This is a genomic window from Acinetobacter tandoii (assembly GCF_008867985.1).
Classification (GTDB): Bacteria; Pseudomonadota; Gammaproteobacteria; order Pseudomonadales; family Moraxellaceae; genus Acinetobacter; species Acinetobacter tandoii.
In genome coordinates, this window is the sequence record NZ_VXLD01000002.1 from 75,726 (window position 1) to 94,262 (window position 18,537).

Sequence of the window (18,537 nt, forward strand, 5' to 3'; positions counted from 1 at the left end):
CCTAGACACGAGACAGCCTCATTTTGAAGCTGCCTCAAAGGCTTCTGGACTCATCCCATCGAGATGCGAATGACGCCTGATTCGATTGTAAAACATCTCGATGTAATCAAACACATCTGCACGAGCCATTTCTCGTGTTTTGTAGATCCTCTTTTTAATTCTTTCCTTCTTTAAGCTGCTAAAAAAGGATTCAGCAACGGCATTATCCCAACAGTTTCCTCTACGGCTCATGCTGGGTATTAAGTTATGTTTCTGACAGAATTTCTGCCAGTCTCTACTGCTGTATTGGGAGCCTTGGTCAGAGTGTATGATCACAGGTTCATTTGGCCTACGTCGCCATACCGCCATAAGAAGTGCATCCAAAACGATATCCTTGGCAAGCGTAGGTTTCATTGACCAACCGATGACTTTTCTCGAATATAAATCAAGAACCACAGCCAGATATAACCAGCCTTGCCATGTGCGAATGTAAGTTATATCAGTCACCCAAGAAGTATCAGGTGTGTTTACAATAAACTCTCGATTTAAATGGTTAGGTAGCACAATCTGAGGACGACCACGACCATAGCTTTTATGTTTCTTATATCCTCGAACAGCGGCAATACCATTGTTCTTCATGATCTTCAGCACACGATTGGGCCCGCAGCTTTCACCCAATTCTTTTAGATCTAGCGTAATGCGACGATAACCATAGATGCCATAGCTGGCATTATAAGAAGAACGGATGAGCTGTAATAACCGCTTATCTTCAATAGTCCTGCCTGATTCGGGTTCATGCAACCAGGCATAGTAACCAGCACGAGCGATCTTAAGGACCCGACACATCGTTTTAATCTTAAATTGATGGCTGTATTCCAGGATAAACTGATACTTTACTCGGGCAGGCTTGCAAAGTACCTTGCGGCCTTTTTTAGAATATCCCGTTCCTCTTCAGTCTGTTTAAGCTGACTTTTAAGACGTAGGATTTCTTTCTTTGCTTCGAGTAGTTCATGTTCATCAGAGTTGTTACGTAAAGGCTGTAGCGCCTTTAGCCATTTATAAATGCTGTGTTGTGATACGCCTAAACGTTCTGCTACATCAGTGACAGAATATCCACGTTCGGTAATCAATTTAACAGCTTCATCTTTAAATTCTGGGGTATATCTTTGTCCACTCATAAGGTTCTCTCCTATGCAAAAAGAATAGACGAAATTTGTCTAGGAGAGTGGTGGCAGTCCAAAAGATGGTTATGTGTGTCTAGAATTTTGGTGGCTATTCAAATAATAATGGATCCTGAAGACTACTATGAAGAGGATTATTGTAATTATGATGATATCCATATGATCCAGAAAAAGCTCGTGAGCAAGACATCCTAGACAAACAAGAGAGTGGTTATTTTGGTAGCGATGATGATTGGTAAATATCAATAATCAATGAGAGCTAATGACTAATAAATTAATCATTAGCTCTATTACATAACAAGAATAATTAAAATTTACTTCTAAAAATTTAGAATAAATATAGTAAATCACTTTTCACAATTTAATCTATTAACTGCATTAACTCTTTACCAACATCTGTTTTCGGTTTAAGCATATCGTCTGCAAGCTCTCTCTTGCTTTCTAAAAGTCTATCTAACTTCACCTCAAAAGTATCAAAATCTTTAGTAGCAGATATAGTAGGATAATAAACAAATACTTCTTTATCTTGACCAATACGATATGCACGATCAGTCGCTTGATCTTCCTTTGCTGGATTCCAACTACGTGTATAATGGATAACATGATTAGCACGTTGTATATTCACGCCAAACCCTACAGCTGTAGTAGACAGAATAATAATATTAAACCCGGATTTCTCTTGGAATTTATCAATTAAGTTTTGTCTAGTTAAACCTTTCTTACTACTGGTATTAGAATCACCATTTACGGTTGTAATATTTAATCCAAATCGCTCCATCAGAATTCTCTTAAGAAAAACTTGTATATCTCTAAATTCAGTAAATATTATTACTTTTTCATTTTTTTGTTTTATTGATTCTAATGTTTCAAACAACCAATTCACTTTTGGGGAATCATTCAAGCTTGCAGTTGGGTAAAAGTGTAAAGGATGAGCACATATCATCCTCATACTATGTAAAGAGCTTAACATTGCTCCCTGGTTACCTTCGGCAGTTAATTTTTTGAACCGGTTAACTACATCAATATACAATTGTCTTTGCAATAAACTAATTTGGATATCTTTACAGCTATCGACCTCGACTTTAGCTGGTAAATCCGCGACATCATGTTTCATTCTTCTTAAAACTTGTGGAGCAATCATTTCACGAAGTTGCTTAAGAGCTGTTTCATCACTTCCTTCTAGATTTTCTATAGGTTTGCGATACGTTCTTACAAACTCATTGAGTGGGCCTAACAGGTTTTCTTGTATAAAATCAAAGAGACACCAAAGATCAGTTAAAGAGTTTTCAACAGGTGTTCCTGTACATGCTATTTTAAAATCTGCTTTCTGAGCTTTAGCAGCTTTTGTTACCATGGCTGTTGGAACTTTAATTTTTTGTGCTTCATCACATATCATGATACTCCAGTCCTCTCTTGCCAAAGAGAACTCTAGATCACGCATCGTCTCATATGTCGTTAAAACAATATCTGCATCACCACGCCAGTCTTCCTGAAGAAGATTCGTAATACCGTGATTTTCTCGAAGTTGTGATGAAATGAGATGTTTAGGAATCTTCCTTTCCTTTAACTTGTCACCGTACAAACTTAATATTTTTGGAAATCTGTTACTAAAAAATCGATTCGCTTCAGCTTCCCAATTTTCTAATAATGAAACTGGAGCAACAACCAATACAGGTTTCTTTGCTTCAGCATTTTCTAAATATTCGCCAATAAAACATAATAATTGAAGTGTTTTACCTAACCCCATGTCATCTGCTAATAAGCATCCACTCACTTGTTCGGGCGCATACTGATGCAGATTCTGTAACCAGGCCACCCCATATGCTTGGTGCTGCTTTAAACTAAATTCATTACTTCTAAAACTAGTTGGTAATCTGGCTGTTGGAGAATTATTTTCATCAAAAATTAATAGATTGGCTCTTTGTTTAGTAAATTCAGCCTCATCAATATTGTTCGCAATTAACAACGTATCTTTCTTTTTCTTAGGTTGAGGAGTTTCCTTTTCTGCCAACTTTTCATCTTGATCTTTACTTTTCGAAATGCGTAGTTGATTTAATAGAGTCTGAGCATGCTCTAGTGATAATTTTGTATCCGTATTTGGTACGACAATTTCATTTAAATTATTTTGTTCTGCTTGTCTAATACATTTTTCTAGTTGTTCTATATTTTGCTCTAAATTTTTATCTTGCAATTGCTGTTCCAAATCCATTAAATGTTGCGGTAACCATTCGGATTCACCACTATCTCTTTTAATAAATTCAGAGTTAAGTTTTTCAGCTTCTCCAATACCAATTACACGTCCACTGTAATTAGATAAATCTAACACTTGTTTTGTTTGAAGCTCATCTTCATATTGTTTTATTACATTTAGATCATTTTTTAACTCTTGAATTTGATGATCTAAATAACTATTTCGTTCAATTTCATATCCAGCCCACATAAAAAATGGAGACTTTTTCTCATAAGCTTGAACAAAATAGAAAGTCTGATCTAAATTATGTAGCTCCAACAAAATAGGATTCTGTTCTCTTTCAGAGTTTTCATAAAGCTCTAATTTTGCTGATATATAGTGCTTTAACTCGTTATATATTTTTTTTATTTGTAATGTATAAGTATAAATTTCTGCTTGCTGCTTCGAAGTTTCAAAACTTTCTAGTGAAATAACATCAATAGCATCATCACCCAATTGAGCAAATGGATTGTGTAAAAATGCCTGAGCTCTTTCTCCCGTAACACGCCTACTTGGCATTTTTTTAATTTCGGTCAGTACTTGCTTTACCGTAGAAGGAATCACAACGTGTGCAATACCCCCATCTGGTAGACTAATACTGTATTGATCCTGAACATGATTATATTGATCAAATGTTTTTAACCAATTAGATGGAGCTTCATCAAATGTAGGTTGAATCTCAACAATAGATTCTTGGCTTACTAGATTTTTACGAAGATTTAGTTGTAGTTTCTCTGGTGCTAAAACTACTGTCTTTCTTAAGAAATCATCTAAGTTTGCATTTGCTTTATTTGATAAATTTCGAATCTTAGCCCAATATTTCTGATTTAACTCTTTATCTTTATTTACTAATCTTGAAAACTCTTTCAACTGTTCTACAAGCCTAAAACTTTGCTCACTTAATAAATATTCTACGCCATCTATTATTAAAATTGCTCCAATACGTTGAATAATCTGTTTAGTCTTTACGTTATTTTCATTCAACCAGCCATCTAGCATAATTTTAAAATTCGAATCACTTAAACCGCCTTCGCTTTTAATCACTGGCCGTAAAGAAGTTTGTTTTGGCAAGTTAAGCAAGTTAATAACATTTTTATGCTCTTCCTCCTGCAGAATCTGAAAGAGCTCTTCCCAAGGGAGTACATAGTGTTCATCTACAAGATATGCCAATTCCTCTTCTTCAAGACTTTGCCAATAGAAATCAGCATCTGTTTGAGCATTTTGTGTTATTGAAAAAGTAATACCAAGATCATTATAACTAAATGGTTTTAAATTCAATTTAGTCGTTTCATCTTTTCTAACTTCAGTATTTTTATTTCTTTTCCAAAATGCTAATTTCATGCGATATCCTAATATTACCTTTTATATCTTGAAGAATTTAGACTGTCTTTTCTCGATGTTGAAAAGATACCTATTTCTGCTAATTTTTCGTCAAACCTACTTTCCCAATCACCACTGTGACTCAATGCTGTTGGATCCCCCCAACCATTTTTAAACAGTACAGTATTCTTATTTTTAAGGTTTCCAATATAAATTCTTGGGCTATTATCATTATATGGCAATTTGTTATAAGCATAACAAGCATTACCCGTATCAGAAAAATCGACAACGTAAATATTATCTATTTTTAATAAAAATGCATTATTCGATGCTGTTGATCCCATTAATTCTTTTAAGCGACCCTTATTAAATTCACGAAATTTTTTATGCTGTGGATGTTGCGATTGTAGAGCTCCAGGGCCAAGAAATATTTGAGAAAATGAAATTTTATCAATGAATTTGATCCAGTAGTTAAACCGATTCACATCTGCTGTAGCACTGAACAACTTAAAGAACGCTTCTAAATCTGCTCGCACAAACCATTGGATGACCATACGTTTAGTATCTGCATTGACATTATTCCATCCCGCCGATGAGTCGTATTGTGGATTCCCCCATTGATTTAAAGCCAAATGCTTCAAAACTTCATGTACTGTTTCCCGCTTAGAAGTCCTAGCATATCGCTCTAATAAAGCAATAAGAATATCATTGGTATACAAAACATTCTGTTCAGCTAATTTTAGAAAGCGAGAAATCAATTTAAAATACTCTTTCTCGCTCATTGTTATAATGGATTTTATAGAAGATTTAATCAAATCATCCCAAAACCAGCTATTTGGTGCAATTTTTAAGCTTTCTAAATCTTTTTGAATATCATTTGAATCTTGAGCTTTTAAAAAGCTATTCACAAAAATTTTAGTAGGAGAATCCGACAAAAGCTCGGGATAATCTATAAGTGTATTCATCCATTTTTTTGGTCGCTTTAAATCTTTATAAATATTTGATCTATGCGTTTCTAATATTCCCCTTAATTGAACCCAAATTGCTGGCTTATCTTTTACATCATTATCTTCTAAAGCAAAATAGCTATATAACAAAGGAAAATAAACCAATCCCATAAGATCGGCCCCTGCTTGTTGGAAATGATCTACAATCCTCTTACCAATCTCACCAAAAATTAGTTTTTGTCGTGTACCAGGTATAACTTTACATAAGGCCCAAGCCAAATTTTTCCACTCTCTTCGTGTAAATAAATTAAATCCTGAATGCTCTAATTTAGAAATTGTTCTAAAGATTTTCTCATCTAAAGGAATCGTATTTTCTAAATCATCAAACTTTTGTTCAAGCACATATAGCGTTTTTATCAGTCGCTGAGGTTTTACAAATTTTGTATGCACTACCTCATCAGTAGAATAGTCACCCAGCTTTTGACCTAAACGCAATTTTAATTTTTCTATACTCATACTTATCACCTCGCCAATTGGCAAGTTTCAACAGGGGCTGAAACAAAATGAGGTTGAGGTTCTGAGGACTCTTTCTCTTTTAAACCATAAAATTGCATTCTCAACTCCACACGACGCGAAGCTTCTTTACTATCTTTAGCAGAGTTAAAAGACACACCACCGGCGAGAAATAATTGTTTTACTTGATTTTTTTGTTTTTCACTTAAAGATAAGCCTGAACTAAATTTGGGATCAAGTAAACTGCACATCACCCATTCTGAACGGCGCAAGCTCAAATTTAAATTATATAAATACGAACCATCTGTATCTGTAAAACCTTCAATTACAATCTGCTTGAACCACTTTTCACCTTGTGGATTATTCGCTTCTTCAAGAATAATCGGTACGATAGTATTGAGTCGACTTCGACCTACCTCATTTAACCGATAATCATTGTGTGCGAAACGCCCCGCTTCGCCAAAATTTATGCGATTATTTTTACAGTCAACTTCAATACCTGCATCTTTTAACTTCACACTATGCTTGATACTTTGACAAATATTTAAAATTTCTGCACTTCGTTGATCTTCAGCCTGAGTAGCTTCATTAATTTTTTTCGTCACAATCATAAGCGATACAGCCATAACCACAAGAAAAAGTGTCATTAGTGCTGTCATTAAATCTGCAAATGAAATCCAAAATGGTTTTTCACCTTCATCTTTAGGACGTACCTTTTTAGAGTACCGATTACCCAACATATTTCATGTACTCCAAATTTAGCTTTTCTTTTGTCTAACAAGATCCTCTAGATCCTCGACAAAACTCCCCAATCCTTCAACCCCACTCGAAAGACGCTTAACAGCTTGGTCAAGCGTATTATCATAAATCCCTAATGAATGGTTAAGACTTGCTTCTACAGAAGCCCCAAAACTTTCAAAACTTTTAACTAGTACATCACTAACTTGTTCAAGATAATCCTGTATCTCTTTTTTCACTTGATTCAAAGCAGTAGTCATCTGATTCATATCTTCAAGCATTTTGGTGCTCATGCCCGCTTCAGACTGAGCCTGTTGAATAAGACCTTCCAAAGCCCCAATCGCCTTATTAACCGTATCCTGTGAATTCTTATAATCATTTAACAAGGAAAGAAGATTATTGCTTGCACTTGTCAAATTAGTGGAAGTTGCTGTTACCTCTGAGATAAGTTGTGAAGTTTTATCTGTAACACCTATCAATGTAGTCCCTGCTGTATTAAATTGTTCTGAAGCAAGACGTATTTTTTCTGCGCCGTTATTCATTCCTGTAATACTGTTGGTCGTTACTTCAGAAATTCTTTGGATATTTTCTTTGAAGGATAAAGTTGCATTTTGACTATGTGTAATCAGTTGACTCACTTCAGCACTGAGTTTCTCAATTAAAATAGACGATTGGTTATGAAGCTTTTGCTGATTATCTGCAATGACTTGGTCTTGTTCCAATCTTTGTTGCGTGACCTTATTAAGCAATTCTTGAACAGAATCACCCATCTCATTCACTAGTGATAGAGATTGATCATGTAATTTTTGCTGATGTTTAGCAATCAACTCTTCTTGAGCAACTCTCTGTTGAGCAATTTCCCTTATTACTTCTTTAATCGATCCTCCCATATTATCTACTAACAGTGAGGTTTGATCTTGTAATTTCTGCTGATGTGTAGCAACAAGTTTCTCATGAGCAGCTCGTTGCTTCGTTATGTTATTCAATACATGTGACATATTTTCATTCATATCATTGATGAGTTTAGATACTAAACTATTCATTTCCTGAATAGCATACTGACCTTGTTCACCAATTTTTTCTGCACCTTTTGACAAATGATCTACCATGGCATTCATTTGCTCAGACATCGCATTTTGCTTTAACTGAATATCTTCAATCATTTTAGACATCTGAATTTCTAAATTTTTTGTAGTACTTTCACTATTTAATTTCATGTCTGTAATTAACTGAGTGAAACCAAGCTGCATCTCTTTCATGGCAGATACTGATTGAGTCATCATTTCACTCATACCAGTCATTTGAGAACCAAAAGTAGATTCTAACTTTGTCATAAAAGCTGTAAGCACATCTGTCATTAATTCTTGAACAGCAGAACTTTGATCGCCACTAACTTGCTGTACACTAGATGCAATTTTTTCTAATGGTGCTTGTAAGTTATCCGAAATAGACTGACCTATCTGATCTGCCATGTCTTTACTTGTTTTGGCATAGCTTTCAGTTAATTGAGAAGTAAACGCTAACTGATTTTTCTTATTTTCATCAATTAAGTTAGTCATCATAGTTTTTAAGTCATTAACTAGACTGTCTTTTAACTGCCGAGCATTAGTTTCATTTGCTTGTGATGATTTTAATAATTGAGATAAATATTCTTCACTTGTTTCATCAGGTTCAAACTTCAGATCAATGGCTGTCGTAAGCTGTTCTAATTTCTCATAACACTCTCTTAACCAAAATTTCTCTTTCCATGTAATTAGCATAGCTATCAAAATTGCTAATCCAGAAGCCATAAATGCTTCACCTACTCCACCTAACAGTAGAGCAAGACTGCTTTGTACCTTAGCAGGATCACCAGCAGGATCAAATGCGAGTAAACCGAATAAAAGACCTAAAAATGTTGCAATAATGCCTACGCCAGTAATAATTCCTGGAATATGTTTATAAAAATCAACTTTTAGTGGAGTGTCTATAATTGCTATTTGAGAGAAAAACAAGTCACTTGAGACCGTCGACCTTGATGAAATTATCTGCAATTCACCATCAACTTCTTCTCTAATATCGTGTAGAGAGTTTTTATAATTTTCCCACGCATGTTTAAGAGTGGAATTCTCGGACAAAAGACTGTTTAGTGAACTTTTACTTTCTTGAAAACTTTCACCTTGATTGACGTTTTTAATAATTTCATCAAACTCTTTAGCCAACCTTTTAGCAGGGATCCAATATTCTTTTACAAAGAAAAACATCACTACTGAAACGAAAATCGCCATTGCTATTGGAATGACATAAAATCCTTGCAAAAACTCTGCAATAGCTAAAAAACTCACTACATTCCCCATAATATTTTTATAAAATTAAAACTTGAAAATTATACCAAATAAATACCATGCACACCTCTCCTTTACTTTATAAAGAGTGAAGAAGAGATGTGCTAAAAAATCTAATTAAAATTTAAAGATAATTTTTCTAAGATCTCTAGTTTAGCTTTATCAAGTAAATCTGGGTTAGTTTTATTACTTAAAGATTCACGTGCTTTATTTCCTAAGAAATACGCAATTCTTTCAGCATTGGCACCAGATGGATGTGGTAAACCAAATAATACCTGCTGGTCTTGTAATAATCCCTGCTGAATTAAATACTCAAAAACTTGGCTAACTTTAGGACCAAGAGGAATATAAATTGCTTTCGGCAATTGGCGAATTTCTTCCATTAAATAAGCATTGATCATTTCACGTAATAATGGGTGTTTCAGCATATTAGGTGTTGACCCGCTATAATCTTTACCATTAATAAATACAGGATGCTTTAATACAGAGGTCGTATGCACTAAATGAGCATCTCTATCAAAAAGACTTGCAGTGCTTGTGATGCCCAGCTTTTCATGTAAGCCAATATGATCCAATAATTTGATCAGATTGTTACGTAGTGTTCCACTAAACGCACCTTCATTCTTAGCCATTTTAAGCACTTCCTCTTGCTCTAATCCTTTCGTTAAAGAGCTTTGCACAGAAGACAATGCATTAAATAATTGAGTTTTACCTGGAGTTATACCCACTAAAACAACTTTTGCATTTTGTGATACATAGTCAAAAGGAATGTAATAACTACTGATATTCCCTTCCTGAGCTATTTTAAGCTCATCTAATACTGGTAAATCCTTTGTTTGTTGAAACTGTAATTTTTGAATAGCAGCAACCATCTCTGAGTAAGATTTAATACCCATATTTTCCTCTTTAAACCAGTATTTGAGAATTAATAAGTTAAATAACTATCAATATTATATAGTCAGTTATAATCTTAATATTGTCTAAGAAGTAAATTCACCATTATTCATCACTTTTAACGCAACCCTGAAGCTGGTGACACCCTCAATTCCAATTGCTTCTTATGCCACTCAACAATTTCCTGGTAATCAAAATAGACTCCTGCCTGACGGGTCGGTCCTGATTTTAAAGGCTTAGGAAAGCTTTCATCAGCCAATGATATTTTTCTGAGTTGATTTACGGAAACCCCAAGTAATTCACATACGACTTTCTTTTTTAATCTTAATGGGTATAGACGTTGATCATAATTATTCTGATTTAAACTTTTGTTGATTATCATTAGTAATACACTCTTTTTCGGTATTTAAGATATCCATAAATGAATAATATCAATGTTCCCAATATCAAATATCGATTCACTATTTTCTCACGAATTCTATCGTAAAAATTTACAATGAATTGATCTAAAAAAGGTGTCATCTGCGTCACACTTCGCGTCTCAAAGTAATGACTTAACTGAAAATTAAGCCATGCCATAACACCAATACAAAATAGGAAAAAGATACAAGGAAGTATCCAAACTCTTGGATAACGCCCTAGAACCATCAGAAATGTATAAAACTCCCCTTGTATCCAATTCCACATGTATATTGTCCTTATCGCATCACACCCTGTTGCAGGCTATATTTCCAAGACATTCTGAAAGCAGTATCTTTTGAATAATGCTTATACATATCCATATCTATCTTTCTTTGGCGCAGCATCACTTCATTCATGATCTTATCAAAAGCCAAATCTTTGGTATGCGGATCAGGGTTATTTAGATACTTGCTTTCAAAATCAGCATGTTCCTTGATCTGTTTTAAGATATTCACAAATTTTACTTTTTGCTCTTCTGGAGTAGCAGCCCAACCACCAAACCAGCGTTCATTAAACGTTCTAATGATATCATCTAATGGATCTTCTTCAGTCTCACCACCATGTGCACCACGAGGATTCGGATTTGTTGGATCAAGAACCGTTTCTTCAGCATCTAACTCAATTTGTTCATTCAGTTTTTTACGCTGTAAGCCATAGGAATTTAAATCAACTGAATTTAGCAACTCGTCTAAAGCATCTGCTTCTGGATCTTCAATTTTGAGTTTAGGAATCAAGAATTTTAAGAACCAATACAACTTTTCCCAAGCTGGAACTTCATATGGCAAGATTGAAGCCATCTGTCCATAAATCTTCACAAACTGCTTTGCCTTGATTTTGAAATCAGCTTTATCTTCGGCAGTCAGTTCTAATTCAGCATCAAAACGTGCAACGGCGATATCAATAATTGGACTTAATTTTTCTGCATCTACTGAATCGAAATACTTCGTAGCGAAATCCTCCACTTCAGTAGATTCATATACTCCAACGGTATCCAACTCATCTTTTAGTTCGTTGAGTACATTAATATCAGTCGCTTTTGACAAGGTGGTTGAAGTATAGAAACAATCAAATGACTGTTTGATATCTTCTATTTCATTGAAGAAATCCAATACAAATAAATCTTCTGTTCGCTTGCCTAGGTTGGATGCTGAGCGGTTTAAACGAGACAGTGCTTGAACGCACAACACATCCGCTAACTTTTTATCCACATACATCGTACAGAGCTTTGGTTGGTCAAAGCCAGTGAGGTATTTATTGGCAACAATCAGTAAGCGATACTGATCTTCATTCACACCTACAGGCTTCTTGTCACCAACATAACCACGATCAAACATATCTTTGGTGTCATTATCAGAGAACCCATTGATAATCGCTTCTGTATAATCAACTCCATCCACTTTCTTCTCACCAGAGAAAGCAATGATGGCTTTAAATGGATACCCTGCTTGCTCAAGCAGACGATCAATCGCTTTATAATAACGAATTGCAGACTCAATATTTTGAGTCACAATCATCCCTTTGGCTTTGCCTTTTAATTTTTTGGTATTTACCACATGTTGAATGAAATGATCCAACATTACTTCAGCTTTGATATCAATGGTCTGTTGGGTTTTCTCTACATAGCTTCGTAAGGTTTTCTGCGCTTTTTTAGTATCGAATAATGGGTTCTCTAGAATTGATTTCTCAATTTCATAGAAGCTCTTGTAAGTCGTGTAATTTGACAAAACATCTAGAATAAACCCTTCTTCAATCGCCTGTTTCATCGAATACAAATCAAAAGGTTTAAAAGAACCATCCGCTTGCTTTTCACCAAACTTCTCTAAAGTCGTGTTCTTTGGCGTTGCAGTAAAGGCAAAATAGGATGCATTGCCTTTCATCTTACGGGCCAACATTGCATTTAAGATTTTGTCTTGAGCATCTACACCATCACTGTCTTCGTTGGCTTTGCCCATCACTTCATTCATTTTGTCATGGGCAACACCCGATTGAGAGCTATGCGCCTCGTCAATGATGACAGCAAAACGCTTATCACTTAAATCTGCAATACCATCAATAATGAAAGGGAATTTTTGAATCGTAGTAATAATGATCTTTTTGCCATTTTCTAAAGCAGATTTCAGCTCTGAAGACTTATGGGCATGTGCCATAATATTCTTAACCTCAGAGAATTCCTTGATGTTCTCTTTAAGCTGTTTATCCAGAATACGGCGATCCGTCACCACAATCACTGAATCAAATAATGGGTGTTCTAGCCCTCGGCTTCCTGGAATGTCTTTTTCTACTGGGTAAGCTTCGATCAACTGAAATGCCGCCCATGTAATCGAATTTGACTTACCTGAACCTGCGGAATGCTGAATAAGATAAGTTTGACCCACCCCTTTGGTTGAAACATCATGAATAAGACGGCGAACCACGCTGAGCTGATGATAACGAGGGAAATAGAGATTCCTTTTGTCTAACAAGGTTTTCTCATCACCATCTAATCGTACGAAGTGCTGAATAATATTTGCCAGACTTTCTTTAGAAAGTAGCTCTTTCCAAAGGTATTCCGTTTTATGCCCCTCTGCATTTGGCGGATTTCCAGCACCTGCATTATGTCCCTTATTGAAGGGTAAGAAGAAGGTATTCGCCCCTGCAAGCTTCGTGGTCATATAGACTTCATCGGTATCGACAGCCATATGCACGATACAACGTGCAAAGCTCAATAATGGCTGTGTGATATCACGATCTTGTTTATATTGCTTTTGACCATGATGACGAGCATTTTGCCCTGTCCATTCATTCTTTAATTCAAAAGTAATAATCGGAATACCATTTACAAATACCACCATGTCAATTTCTTGTAATGGATTGGCCTTTGAATAATGTAATTGGCGAGTCACACTGAAAATGTTCTGCTTGAATCGATCTTTAATCTTTTGAGAACTGCTTGCCAACGGCGCTGGGTACATCAACTGAAAATGTGCTTGATCTACGGCGAGACCTTTTTTAAGTAGATGAACCACCCCATGCTTACGGATCATTCGATCAAAGCGTTCGTAGATTTTTCGTTGCCAATCGTGTGGATTAAATTTTTGAATCTTTGCCAGTTCATCAGCTTGGGTTTGTTCTAGAAACTGCCAAAAATATTGGGTGTCTAAAGCATACAGCATATCAAAATTTGCAGGTGAACCTGATACAAAGCCATGATGAGGTTGAGCAATGTCGGTTAAACCTGCTTTGACATTTTCAAGGCATGTTCCAGTCAGTGCTTTTTCAATCGCCATTTCTAAAGCACGTTCATTGGTTAAACTGACCATTATTTTTCACCCTCAATACCACAATAATGTATTTTCAACAGATCAAGCATCCGATCTTGATGCATTTGAATAACTTGCTTATTTAAATTTTTACTTTCTGATTTCTTAAAAGTATCAAATAAATATTTAAGCTTTAACGAATCATATGATGGCTTTCTCTCAAATTCTGCCAATTTAACCGTCACAGGCTTATTACTATATTCTGAGTTTTGTCCTGGACTGAGCAAAACTAAATTACCAAAAGCATGCAAATATAATTCCTGCAATACAGCCCCAAATCTCTCTTTTTGTGGATGCACATGCTCTACTGAATTTTTTGCAGTAATACGATAATTTTTAAATTTCTTTTCTGTACGACGACCGTAGTTTTTCCATAAAACATATTCTAATTTTTGGAACCAGTAATGTTCAAAAGAAGTCCCTTTTTGACTTTCTAGATAGTCTTGGAGCTCTTGCCAGTCTTTTGTTCCTATTTCATCCTCAATACAAAGTTGATAACTAGCTACTTTTTGAGTGATGTCATCTACTGCCAAAGATAAATCATTATCAATTTTTTCTAACCACTCAACGACATCATCTTGGTCTAAAGAAGAATCAGCATTTATTAAACCAATTAAAAATGGCGTTAACCAATACTGAGCACTACGTTCACCAGTAAAAATTCGCACACTTTGTAAAAGCTCTAAAGCAGAATGTTCTTTCTTTGTCCTATTAAAATATGCTTTTTTAGCTTCTTTCTTTTTCTGTCGATTTATCGAAGTTAAACGTAATTCCTCACCACCACTATCTTCATTCTCTAGCCACTTCACACACCACGTATCAAATTGATATCGCACTTGCCATAATACATCTAAAAAATCTTTTATCTCTTTCTCACTGGCTTGAATTACAAAGTCTTTAAAAATCTTTTGTAAATTTGAAGCAATCAGACGCTCTTCAATATCATTCTCATCGTTTAACACTTTGTAGATACGCAATGCATGAATTAATAACAACTCGAAGCTAATAAAAGATCGACAATGACTTTTACTTTCCTCTGGAATATCTGCTTCTATCTGATCTTCATGTTCTGTTTCTTGTTCACTATCATTTTCATAATTTGAAATATTACGTTTACTATCTATCTCTTGAATAGATAAACCTTTCAAAAATGACTTTTTAGAACTTTCAGATTCGACCTCAAACACCATGCTTTCTGCATCATAGTGCTCAAGATCCTCATAACTCAATTTATTCCATGATGAAGCTTCAATCTTTTTACGTAACACCCGTTCAAAATATGTATTCATATTTTGACAAGCATCCCAAATTGCCTCATAAAGCTTCTTATTCTTCGTAATTTTTTTAAAGATTTTGGATTTCAGAATATCCACTGGCTCTAACTGTATTCCCGAAGTATTCATACTCGAGAAAAGTTTATTCAAATCAGTCTTTTCAGGGATAATGTTATTAATCCATCTTACATTTTCAAAAATGTAGTCTATAAATTCCCTAAGATCCAACTCACTTTGACTTATCTTGTGAAGTCTTTGTTTTATGTACTCAAGACCTGCATGTATATGTTTTAAATAAGCGTCTTCAGCCAATTGATCTTGCGATGGCTGACCAAATCCATCAAGCCCTGCTTGAGAACCTAAATAGGATTCAATTCTTTCCCGAATTTCAAAATGCAATCTCGGTTTTTTATCATAAGTCGAAACTTTAAGTATCGGATGCCCTTTTAAAAATGAATCTTTGTAATCATGGCAAGCCAACGTAAATAGCATCAGTGTTGTTATACGCTGTTGTCCATCGATTAATTCATAAGTTGAATGATCTTTTTTGGATGACAAGGTTGTACCAATAAAATAATGAGGTTCATCATTTTTGAATGCTTCCTCAATATCATTGAGTAGATCTTCAATATGAATTGAACTCCATACGTACGGACGCTGATAACTAGGGATAACAAATTGATAACTCTCATCTACAACGTGCTTTAAACATAAAAGCTCTGTATTTACTGCTAGATTCATTTTTATTACCCCAAATTCCGTATCGTTTGAGTCAACTGATCTGCAAATTTTTCTGCATATTCAGCTTGTTTTATTCCTAGCTCAAAGTGTCTATTTGTTTCCTCAACAAAATGTCTTTTGACCGTGTTTTCATTAAGTCCATCCTGATCCACTGTTAAATTAAAGCAATCCAAACCTTCAAATACTTGCTCTGGCGTAAAACTATAAGCGATCTGATCTAAGACTTTATGTTCCCTTAAAAACTCTGGAATAGAATCTGCCCTTACTGCTTTTTTATTACTGACACGTTTTGAATAGGCCACTCTAAACAACTTCTTAGCAAAGACATCAAGCTTATACTCACCAAATTGACTGAGGTATAACATCAACCCAGTGACGAAAAGTTCTTCTAAAAAACGACAACCTTCTAGTTCTTTTAACCACTGAATAAACTTAGCATACTCTGGTAAGTAACTGACTTTTAAATCTTTATAGTATTTAAGGTATAAATCTTGAAAGTATTCCATATAGGAAATACTATTGATACCTTCATTTAACGGCTGTCTAAGCTGGTAACTATTTTGTAAATCCTGCTTTGTTTGTTTCGTCATAGGTGTATATGTCACACGCATAAGACCATAAGCAACATCGTCTTGATGTTTTAGGGTTCGGGTGGCAAACTCTTCAACTACTTCATCTCGAATTTTTTGTTTTTCTTGATAAAAAGGAACTGTTCGCCCTTTCAGACTATTCCAATAACGCCCTCTTAATAGCGTCATGACTATGCCTTGTAACTCACCTAAATCTTCCCACTCTTTCGCATAATGATTTCTATAATCGACAGGTACAGCTCTCAAATGATGCGCTTTAATAATATCTGGTCCTGTGAGCCTCACCCCACCTGTGTTTTGTGTTTCAAAAAACTTATAAGCATCATCTTCAGATTCAGTGACTACGAGTGATACAACAATATTTTCAAAGTTTATGTAGTCTTCCCATGTACTCCGAATTTTTTCAAGGTACTGTAAATTTTGCTTTATATGCTGAATACTCAAACTTGCTTGATAAGTGAGTGATACATCATCAAGCTCAGTATTTAGATAGCCCAGTAAAGCAAGTGTAGTTAAACGCTGTTGCCCATCAATAATATTTAAATATCCATCTTGTGCATGTAAGATCACACTTCCAAGATAATAAGGACTGTCAGTAAATTGTTCTTGATGATCTTTAAGGTCTTCAATCAGTTTATCAATTTGCTTTTCACCCCACACATATGGGCGCTGATACTCAGGAATGCTCAATTGCCCCTGAATATATCTTTGATTTTCTGTTTTAATGCGTTTACCACTGAGCAACTGTGCTACATTGCACACAGCCACTTTAATCAACCCTTGTTGTTCTGACACAACCTACCCTCAATTTTAATTTTTTAAATCTTTACTGTCTTACTTAATTACTTGATACGCATCTTTCATATACGGCTTAAACACTTGCTCAAACTTGTACACGTTTTCAAAATGCCATTTAATGTACTCAGGCCAAAATGCTTTGTTATAACCCTCTACGGCGTTAACAACCACAATCTTTGATAATTTTTGATCTTCCGATCTACGCCAATCCAACTGTAGACCACAACTTTGCTCAATTTCTGCTTTACGTGCATAGAAGAAATCAAAGAGCTTTTTATTGTTTTCGATATTGCTTGTTGCAAACTCAAGTTCTACACGGAGTTCTTTTTGGGCGAAAATCAAGTTGTAGTTACACTGTGCAATTGTTGCACCTGCACTACGCCATCCTGCACCAACCGGATTGACGTTGCGGAACAGATCAAAGTTTCGATTTTGAAAATCTTCAAGTAGCTGTGTCCAATAAGCTATTCTCAATTGCCCCAGTGAATTTTCTCTTTCTTTAATGACTTTGATTTCCGCATCTTTACGGCTTAAACGCACCATATATTCCGATGCTTCAGGCACAGGGATAATTTGCTGGATATCGACAAGTAACTGACCATCCAACATGTAGGGGGAGACCTTCACGCATTTAACGTCAATCTCACGCTCAATCAACCAAAGTGCAGTATTGGTGACTTCTTTTCTAAATTCACCTGCAACTAGAATGATGCGTTGAGTTGCTTTAGGATTGAGCTTACTCATCCAATCTATATCAGCGTTTTCACCTAAGAATTTTTCAATCAATACACGTGCTGTATGATGAACATGTTCAGGCTCATAAGCATCAGCATCTAGATCAGGATCAATTGGTCTGTACTTACTTAGGTAATTGGCATAAACGTTAATAATATCTTTTGCGGTAAACGGCGCAACATAAGACGCATACTTGAGTGCCTGCCATACGGCATCACGTCCACTGTCATCACGTTTGTTTTCAATCAGTACCAATTGTCCTTTGGTGTCTAAGGCCAACAGGTCTAAGCGTTCGCCTGTGCCATCAAAGCCATCAAATTCTTTTTGGATAATCAGCAGTTCTTCACCCAATGCTTCAGGGTGGCTCACCAACCATTCTTGCAAGTCATACCGCTCTGTGAGGTTATGTTGTTTCAGTTGTGTGATGTCTAGTGGTTTTAGTTTTTTATTGGCTGTGTCTACTGTATATAAGCTCATATTCCCCCCGAAATATTAAAAAAACCTAGCCAACC

The 18,537-nt window shown here is 35.4% G+C and carries 11 protein-coding genes; all 11 read right to left on the reverse strand.

What is annotated here, in order from left to right; all coding sequences use genetic code 11:
• Positions 1 to 18 precede the first annotated feature (18 nt).
• Positions 19 to 1,157 (reverse strand): IS3 family transposase gene (locus F4W09_RS03515; RefSeq protein WP_151504038.1). Its coding sequence is split into 2 segments (ribosomal slippage): positions 19 to 899 and positions 899 to 1,157, totalling 1,140 coding nucleotides; the frame shifts between segments, so codons are not numbered across the junction.
• 364 nt (positions 1,158 to 1,521) lie between these two features.
• Entirely contained in the window at positions 1,522 to 4,731 is a 3,210-nt protein-coding gene (locus F4W09_RS03525) for a DEAD/DEAH box helicase (protein WP_151504040.1), read from the reverse strand.
• A gap of 14 nt (positions 4,732 to 4,745) precedes the next feature.
• Complete coding sequence (locus F4W09_RS03530) at positions 4,746 to 6,173, reverse strand: EH signature domain-containing protein (protein WP_151504041.1); 1,428 nt, start codon at positions 6,171 to 6,173, stop codon at positions 4,746 to 4,748.
• Between the two features lie 5 nt (positions 6,174 to 6,178).
• Positions 6,179 to 6,910 (reverse strand): type I Zorya anti-phage system protein ZorB1, encoded by a 732-nt coding sequence (gene zorB1 / locus F4W09_RS03535; RefSeq protein WP_151504042.1) that lies wholly within the window; start codon positions 6,908 to 6,910, stop codon positions 6,179 to 6,181.
• Positions 6,911 to 6,928: 18 nt separating this feature from the next.
• Positions 6,929 to 9,244: an anti-phage ZorAB system protein ZorA gene (gene zorA, locus F4W09_RS03540; RefSeq protein WP_151504043.1), complete on the reverse strand. Its 2,316-nt coding sequence runs from the start codon at positions 9,242 to 9,244 to the stop codon at positions 6,929 to 6,931.
• A gap of 101 nt (positions 9,245 to 9,345) precedes the next feature.
• Positions 9,346 to 10,128: a uracil-DNA glycosylase family protein gene (locus F4W09_RS03545; protein ID WP_151504044.1), complete on the reverse strand. Its 783-nt coding sequence runs from the start codon at positions 10,126 to 10,128 to the stop codon at positions 9,346 to 9,348.
• Positions 10,129 to 10,244: 116 nt separating this feature from the next.
• Positions 10,245 to 10,508, reverse strand: a complete 264-nt coding sequence (locus tag F4W09_RS03550; protein ID WP_151504045.1) for a transcriptional regulator — start codon at positions 10,506 to 10,508, stop codon at positions 10,245 to 10,247.
• A gap of 316 nt (positions 10,509 to 10,824) precedes the next feature.
• On the reverse strand, positions 10,825 to 13,887 hold the full coding sequence (locus tag F4W09_RS03560; RefSeq protein ID WP_151504047.1) for a type I restriction endonuclease subunit R: 3,063 nt from the start codon (positions 13,885 to 13,887) through the stop codon (positions 10,825 to 10,827).
• The gene (locus F4W09_RS03565) at positions 13,887 to 15,902 is read right to left on the reverse strand and encodes a DUF262 domain-containing protein (protein ID WP_151504048.1); all 2,016 of its coding nucleotides are present in this window, start codon (positions 15,900 to 15,902) and stop codon (positions 13,887 to 13,889) included. Before F4W09_RS03565 ends, F4W09_RS03560 begins: the two co-directional genes overlap by 1 nt.
• 5 nt (positions 15,903 to 15,907) lie before the next feature.
• The gene (locus F4W09_RS03570) at positions 15,908 to 17,287 is read right to left on the reverse strand and encodes a DUF262 domain-containing protein (protein ID WP_151504049.1); all 1,380 of its coding nucleotides are present in this window, start codon (positions 17,285 to 17,287) and stop codon (positions 15,908 to 15,910) included.
• A 39-nt stretch (positions 17,288 to 17,326) separates the two neighbouring features.
• The gene (locus F4W09_RS03575) at positions 17,327 to 18,502 is read right to left on the reverse strand and encodes a DUF4268 domain-containing protein (protein WP_151504050.1); all 1,176 of its coding nucleotides are present in this window, start codon (positions 18,500 to 18,502) and stop codon (positions 17,327 to 17,329) included.
• Positions 18,503 to 18,537 lie beyond the last annotated feature (35 nt).